The 7,594-nt window shown below is 48.7% G+C and carries 5 protein-coding genes and 1 other RNA gene; 3 read left to right on the forward strand and 3 right to left on the reverse strand.

Going from position 1 to position 7,594, the window contains the following annotated elements; translation table 11 throughout:
- Positions 1 to 202: 202 nt before the first annotated feature.
- A non-coding RNA gene (gene ssrS, locus NG833_RS19375) (6S RNA) lies at positions 203 to 387 on the forward strand.
- Between the two features lie 472 nt (positions 388 to 859).
- A complete protein-coding gene (locus tag NG833_RS19380) occupies positions 860 to 1,207 on the forward strand; it encodes a hypothetical protein (RefSeq protein WP_254566916.1) in 348 nt (115 codons plus the stop codon).
- Between the two features lie 254 nt (positions 1,208 to 1,461).
- On the opposite strand, the gene NG833_RS19385 is transcribed toward NG833_RS19380, so the two are convergent.
- Both NG833_RS19385 and NG833_RS19390 read right to left on the reverse strand, forming a co-directional pair.
- Entirely contained in the window at positions 1,462 to 3,828 is a 2,367-nt protein-coding gene (locus NG833_RS19385) for a cation-translocating P-type ATPase (RefSeq protein ID WP_254566917.1), read from the reverse strand.
- Between the two features lie 61 nt (positions 3,829 to 3,889).
- Entirely contained in the window at positions 3,890 to 5,215 is a 1,326-nt protein-coding gene (locus NG833_RS19390) for a hypothetical protein (RefSeq protein WP_254566918.1), read from the reverse strand.
- A gap of 506 nt (positions 5,216 to 5,721) precedes the next feature.
- Here NG833_RS19390 and NG833_RS19395 point away from each other — a divergent pair.
- Positions 5,722 to 6,126: a hypothetical protein gene (locus tag NG833_RS19395; protein ID WP_254566919.1), complete on the forward strand. Its 405-nt coding sequence runs from the start codon at positions 5,722 to 5,724 to the stop codon at positions 6,124 to 6,126.
- 156 nt (positions 6,127 to 6,282) lie between these two features.
- On the opposite strand, the gene NG833_RS19400 is transcribed toward NG833_RS19395, so the two are convergent.
- Complete coding sequence (locus NG833_RS19400; RefSeq protein WP_254566920.1) at positions 6,283 to 7,044, reverse strand: DsbA family protein; 762 nt, start codon at positions 7,042 to 7,044, stop codon at positions 6,283 to 6,285.
- Between the last annotated feature and the right edge of the window lie 550 nt (positions 7,045 to 7,594).

Raw genomic sequence — 7,594 nt, forward strand, 5'->3', positions numbered from 1 at the left:
GCAATGCTTGCGCCCAAAAGAGGGCGCAAGCATTGCGCCCCTACAATCTACACACCTTGGCAGGGCTAGGATTAAAACCCCATCTCCCCAGGACCAAGAACCAAGGACCAATGACCAATGACCAAGGACCAATGACCAAGGTCCCTTTAAATTATTCCCGAACCCCCCTTGTCATTTCGGTGAAATAGATTACAATGAGATAGCTGAACTGCAACGTTGGTGACTGCCAATAGTGTTTTATGATCTATGCCTTAATTTATAAGGGAATCGTAGAGTTCTAGTGGCCGTAAACCGGACATTGTATCCGGAAACGTAAAGCTATGAGCCGCGATGCCCACCTGGTTTTTCCAGGTCAGAAGCTGAGGTAAGACGGCGTTGCGGTCAGCCCCAATTTTTTAAGCCCGATCCAATCCCTAGAATCCCGCTTCATCACCATCAAGGATGCGGGATGCCCGGATAAAAGATAAACGGTTACAGTTGGTCCTGGTTGTGAAGATGATGACCCGTGACCCTGTACAGTTGACCAAATCGGAAAAAGCACTTAACATCACGAATAACTAATTTTTTAGACTGTATCCGGTTTAGCCTGTGGGCGATCACTCTGGGTCAGTCTGAAAATGAGTACCAGAGATTATTGTCTGTGGTGAATTGACCGGACTGATGCCAAGAAAGCAAATTGAACCCTAAACAGCGGGGCGATTCCCGAATCGCCCCTACGGAGTAGAGAGAGAATGGGTTAGTCCGGTTGAGCAAGGGAGCAAAAAGCTCCAAAAAATGTCCATCTCTTCATCATCCTGAATTAAGACCCTTAATTGAGTATGATCGGGAGAATCAAACCGTCGAACGCCCCTAATTGCCTATGGCTCGCTACACTGGCTTATTTATCGTTGCAGTTCCTTTGGAAAATTTCCGGCCCTTGCTCGGAGAAATTTTAGAGGCTGCTTCTTTGAATATTATTTACGAAACCGTGGACTATATTATGGCACGGGAACAACCGGGAGAAGTTCCATTTACCAAGTTAGTGACTGTGGAAGTGTTAATCAATAGAACGGTTGGGGTGGAAGATGAAGTGGGGATGAATGTGGTGATGAAAAATGAAGAATTGCCCCTGCATTTAGATAACCGTTGTCGGCAAATGTTTAATTTGCTATCGGAGGCGATCGCAGAAAATCGCTATTGGGAGCTTTTAGAAACTGCCGCGAGTTAATCGGGGTAGTGGTTGCCAATTAGGGGCAATGGGAACCGATTGAGAATATAGCCATTTCCGGACTCATGAGTTACAGATATCGAGAGGAGTGCGAGCATCTTGCTCGCTCTTGACAAGAGCGAGCAAGATGCTCGCACTCCCCCAAATGTAGGCGAATAACTGTGGAAACCGCTATAGAACTCATGCTTTCATTCCGGAGAGATCCCCCCAACCCCCCTTAAGAAGGGGGGCTTTTTATAATGACAGCCAAAAGTCTAATCACTGCGGCGCAACAGTAGGGAATTGGTGACGACACTCACGGAACTGAAGGCCATGAATGCACCGGCAGTAGCAGGATTTAATAAGATTCCCCACAGAGGCAGTAACAGACCGGCAGCGACGGGAATGCCGAGGATATTGTAAGCGAAAGCCCAAAATAAGTTTTGCCGAATTTTGCGAAAGGTGGCGCGACTCAGGTGGATAGAACTGACCACATCTAGGAGAGAATCCCGCATTAAAACAATACCTGCGGTTTCTACGGCGACATCGGTGGCGGCATTTAAACTAATACCAATATCCGCTTGAGCTAAGGCAGGGGCATCATTGATGCCATCTCCGACCATTGCGACACATTGACCCTGGGATTGCAGGTGGGCGATCGCCTCTGCTTTACCGGCAGGAGAGACTCCGGCGAGGATATCCGTGGGGTTGAGTCCCAGGGATTGCCCGATCGCCTGGGCAGCTTCTGGCCGATCGCCGGTCACCATCATCACCCGTAATCCCATTTCCCGACAAGCATCCAAGGTGGATTGAGCATCCTCTCGCAGGCGATCGCGCACAGCAATACACCCGATTAATTCTCCCCCTTTCCCCACTAACACCACGGTTTTACCCGCTTCTGCCAGTGTTCGGATCCGGGAACTCCAGTCTGGGGAAATCTCTATCCCCTGTTGCCTAAACCAGTCCTCGGTTCCCAACAGGACAGAATCATTCTCCACCGTTGCGCAAACCCCGCATCCCGGTTGCGTCTGAAAGCAATCGCCACTCAGGAGGGGAAGATTCCGGGTTTTGGACTCGATTAAAATCGCTTTGGCAAGAGGATGATTCGTCCCGCTTTCCACTGTTGCTGCAAGTTGCAGCATTGCTGTGGCATCCACCGAGTCAATGCAGAGACAATCGGTGACTTCCGGTTCCCCGGTGGTGAGAGTGCCGGTTTTATCAAAAATCACTGTATCAAGTTGCGCTACGCCTTCGAGAATGTCTCCCCCGCGAATCAGTAATCCCCGTTCTGCACCCATGCTGGTGCCGACGAGGAGGGCGGTGGGGGTGGCGAGTCCTAGGGAACAGGGACAAGCGATGACTAAGACGGCGATCGCCAGTTTAAGACTCAGTAACAACGGGGAAGTCGGTTCCATCAGGGAATGGAGGTGACCTCCCATCGGTAACAGGGGGGTCAACTGCATTGCCGGTTGTAAGACTTGGGGGAAGAGGTGGGTGCCGATTAAGTACCAAAATGCAAAGGTAACCGTGGCGATCGTGATGACGCCGTAGGTAAAGTATCCGGCGACGGTATCGGCGAGGTGTTGAATCGGTGCTTTGCGGGTTTGGGCCTCTTCTACGAGGGCGACAATTTGCGCGAGGGTGGTTTCTCCCCCGATGCGGGTGGCGCGGATGGCGATAACCCCGGATTGATTGAGGGTTCCCCCAACCACGGGATCGCCAGTTTGTTTGAGGACCGGGAGGGATTCGCCGGTCAACATGGACTGATCAATGGTGGTACTGCCGGAGATGATTTCTCCATCCACGGGGATTTTTTCTCCCGGGAGGACTTGGACAAATTCCCCAACTTTGACGCGATCGGCGCTGATTTCCAGGGTGAAGGGGGGGGAGTTGGAATCGGTTGTGGGAGAGAGGGGGGTGGTGATTAAGCGGGCGGTGGCGGGTTTGAGGGAGATGAGGGCCTGGAGGGAGGCGGAGGCGCGCTGTCTTGCCAGTTGTTCTAAGGTGCGTCCGAGGAGGATAAATCCGAGTAACATCACGGGTTCATCGAAAAAGCATTCCCATTTGAGTTGGGGAAACAGGAAGGCGATGCAACTGGCGAGATAGGCACTGAGTGCGCCTAATCCGACTAAGGTATTCATGTTGGGACTGTTGCGCCATAAGGCGCGGACCCCTTCGACGAGGATGGGACGGCCTGGAATGGCGATCGCCGCTGTTGCTAGGGCCCAATGGAATTCGATGTGGTTGAGGAATCCGAGTTGGCCGAGGTGTCCTAAACCGGAGAGGAGGATTAACAGGGTGGCGACTGCCAGATTCCAGATAGCGGCGCGAAGGGATTGGCGGTGGCGAGTGGTTTGGGCATTCTCCCCTTGTCTATCGGGGGTAGTAGAACGCAGTTCCGTGGGGAATCCCGATGCACTCAACTTTTGGGCCAATTGTGCCGGGTCAATTTTGTCCGGTTCATACTCCACTGCGGCCACTTCCGTGACCAAATTGACTCGCGCAGAAATGACCCCGGGTTGTTGTGTGAGTTGACGTTCTACCGCTTGGACACAACCAGCGCATTTCATGCCGCCCACATCCAGGGCAGTGGTGGCAACAGGTGAGGGGGGTTTGGGGGTTTGGGTTTCGGATGAAAGCATGAATATCAAATCATCAAGGTATTATCGCCAAAGTGTAACGCTTTTCCCACCGGAGTGCGTTTTATCCTTCATCCTCGGGTTCCAATATCGGGCGCTTCACCGAGGAAAAAATCCGGTAGCTTTGATTCTCACTATCGGAGAAGCCGGTGGTGGAGTCTCCATCCCATCTCACTACGTTATATTCTACGTTGTCAGCATAAATGGCGAAAGTAATTCGCACGACTTCTAAAAAGTTGATCAGCCATTTGCATTCAGTTTGAGATTGTTCCTCATAGTAGCGGATTAAATTGGCTAAACAGGCTTCTAAGTGAGGGGAACAGGATTTGCAGATTAAAACCAGCTTCAACAGGACGATCGCTAAGGTCATGGGATTGCCGTTGGCCAATAACAGAATAAACAGCAAGGAGGGTTCTTTGCCGTTTTCCGTGGTTAAAAATTCAATGGTTTTTTTACAAGTGTTTTTGAGTAAGACAGGGGTGAGAATTTCCTCATCATGATTTTTGCCCAGTTCTAATAGTTTGCTGGAAAGTTTGTTATTGATGGTGTCAACAAATGTCTGATGTTCTACGGAGAAGATTAAATATTTTTTGAGGGCAATTTTAAAGGATTTGTAAGTACCTCCTTGAGTTTGATTGATAAAAATATGGGCCAAATTGACATAATTATAAGGTCCTTTTTTAGCGACCACCGTTTTAATCAGTCGGAGGACATCATTGCCTAAACCCGTGGGGTTTTTGTTCGGTACTTCCTGCGGCATCATTTGAGTTTGAGACCGAGCGGTGTACATGGCGAGGTCAAACTTAAACCGTTCTTTGAGTTGGCGGGAGAGGGCTTTGGCGGCTTCTTTTTGTTCCTTGGATTTACCAAAGACCGATTGATGGGCTAATAAGTAACTCGAATAGCGATGACTCCAAGGACCATCTTCGCTGCGAGAGGCAAACAGTTCCAGGGCTTTGTAATCTTCACTATTGGAAAAATTAGTTAACCAGGTTCGGAGTCGGTGCAAACTCATGGAAGCCGTATAGGATTCAATGGTTTTGTCCTGAAACATTTGGATCAGGTCTTGAATGGCGGCATTGTTGCGAGTTGATTGCCAATTATTGACGAGGATGTAGCAACATCGATTAAGGATTTTATGAAATTTTTCTTCATCTTCAGCATAAATAATCCGAAACAGGACATTCCAAGCATCGGTGTTTTTATCGGTATTTACAAATTCAATGAATAAAGTTTTAAACTCGATGGTGACGATTTCTGGAGAATTCGTGTTCACCAAGTTTAGGAAAAAGTTATAAATAATTTCTTCATTTTTATAAAGGGGAGTGGACTGCCCGTCCAGATTAGGGGAATCTGGCTGCTGCCCATTGGGTAAAGCGCCACTGGTCATAAGTTATGCTGTCTGAGATCTGAATAGGGGTACAATAGAGTGAAATCCTCGACTGAAATCGAGTTTTGGGAAGGGCGATCGGGGGAAATCATTCGGGGTTAGCTCAAATAACCGATCGCCTTTTCTCCAGTCTGCCAAAATAACTGGACCCAGACAAGAGTGGTATTCCCTGGGAGTTCCCGATACAAAAGAGGGAGTGGATGGGGTGATGCACTGCGATCGCCAAGACTCTACCTTAAAAGACTTGAATTAATGGGATCAACACCCAATTCCAACTGCCGACGGGGGAACTTTTCAACGTTAGGGGGTGGATCGATCTGAAAAAATGCCCAGTTCATAGGGTTTCCAGGTGACAAAACCGGCGATCGCACTGTCCATTTTTTGGCAACCGGAGAATTATCTCCAATTATAATTGACAGGTTTGGATTCAGTAGGATGTAGCCTTTAACCCAGTTTCCACAGAGAATTCAAGTTATGGGATTATAGCGAAAAAACTGCCCCAAACGTTGATATCCGACAGGGATTGGACTTTTGAGCACAGGGTCGGGGATGTAACGGCCCTAATAGAGGAATGCTGTCGCGATCGCCAAGGCATGATGAACTCGGCGATCGCCCGGGGAGGCGCTTTTCCTAAACTGACCCATTTAAGCCGGATGCAAGGCGATCTTCAGGGTATCTTTTATCCACTTCTTCTAGGGGGGTGTTTTTCCCACCCTGCTGCCCCTAAAAAACGCCTTTCATGGCTGATTAGAACGCCACCTAGAACCGGGTTGGGATTGTCTTGTTCTCCCCCCTTGGTTGAGCAACTAGAGGGCAAAAACTCAAACCACCGGGCTAAACATTCAGAACATTCACCTATCTACTTACTCGGACAGTTCCAGAGATTTGATGGAGAGTTAGAAGTGATTTAGCCGATGATTTTTTGCCAAAAACTCTTAAAGACAGTCTGCTCGTTTCTTTTGTTCCAGGTCGTGCGAATTTTGAATAAATTTGGCGAACGACCTGGATTGTTGTTGTCCTAATCGGGGAGCAAGCTGACGGGACTTGTCATCAAATGGGGGAATAATTTATCTCCCAGCACTTTTAATGCGATCTAAAATTGTTTCCATTTCCGACAGTTCTACAGCCCCGGAGAAAGGTTCTTCATTCATGAAAAAGAACGGAGTTCCATTAATGCCTAATTTGCGAGCCAGCATCAGGTCCTCCTCAATGGCAGCTTGGGCGGTTTCACTCTGCCGATCGCTGTTAAATTTCTCCAAATCTAAATTTAACGTTTGGGCGATCGTCCCATATAACGGTTCTCCCAACTGCTCTTGCTGTTGGAATAATGCATCATGATATTCCCAGAATTTCCCCTGCTGTCCAGCCGCCCAAGCCGCTTGAGCGGCGGGCAGGGCTTGGGGATGAATCTGACTCAAGGGCAGATGCTTGTAGGTCAAAGTGACCTCAGACTGATGTTTAGCCATAAACTGATTCACCGTTTCGTGAGCTTGGGCACAAAACGGACATTGAAAATCGGAAAATTCCACAATCACGATATTTTTCTCAGGAGCACCTTTAACGGGAGAATTCCCGATAATTTCTGCCGGGTTGGTACTCATCTGCTGTAAGAAAGCCTGCCTTGCTTGCTGAACATCATTTTGTTGAGCCTCCTGATAGGCTTGTACGGATTCAACAATGACTTGAGGATTATTCCGAATAATCTCCAAGACTTGTGCTTCGAGGTCGGAATTGGCACTTGTGCCATTGGGACTGGTACAACCGAACAATCCAAAACCGAATATCAAACAGCAGGCTAAAGTCAACGAAAAAAAGCGAAACCGGGACATGAATAACCTCTGGGATAAAAATTAGCAGCAGATCACTACTATAGGCGCTTTCCCGGGATTTTGACGAGTTTCCCCTGGGTGCAGAAGACGGGTTTCATTGGTGATATCGATCGCTGCTAGATTAGAGGAGTAACGCTACCATCATCTCCAGCACTCCCCTGGCCTTTGGCAACACTGGACTGCGATGGATTTCGGTAGCCTCCAGTACAGTTTGGGGATTAAGGAGTCGTCGCGTCGGTTATTTCAACCGAACGGATTTGGCCCATTTACTTTCATTTGCCTTGGAAGCAAGCTGGAAGCAGCGATGCCAAGTTGAGAGGTCCCCGATTATCCCTGAACAGCGATCCTCCCTCGGTTACATAGCGCTGATGACAAACAATTGCTGTTGAGATCTGACCTATCACTAGACTCTAAGGGAACTCCAAAAAATAAAACCTTCAAAAAACCCGCACCCTGAAGGGTGGGGCTACACGGACAAAGCCCGCCTGCGCGGGCTAAAAGAGCCTTGTTAGGTGCGATCGCATCAAAGCAAGGATGATTTATTTGTTGG

It is taken from the genome of Oscillatoria sp. HE19RPO (assembly GCF_024220515.1).
GTDB lineage: Bacteria > Cyanobacteriota > Cyanobacteriia > Cyanobacteriales > Laspinemataceae > Laspinema.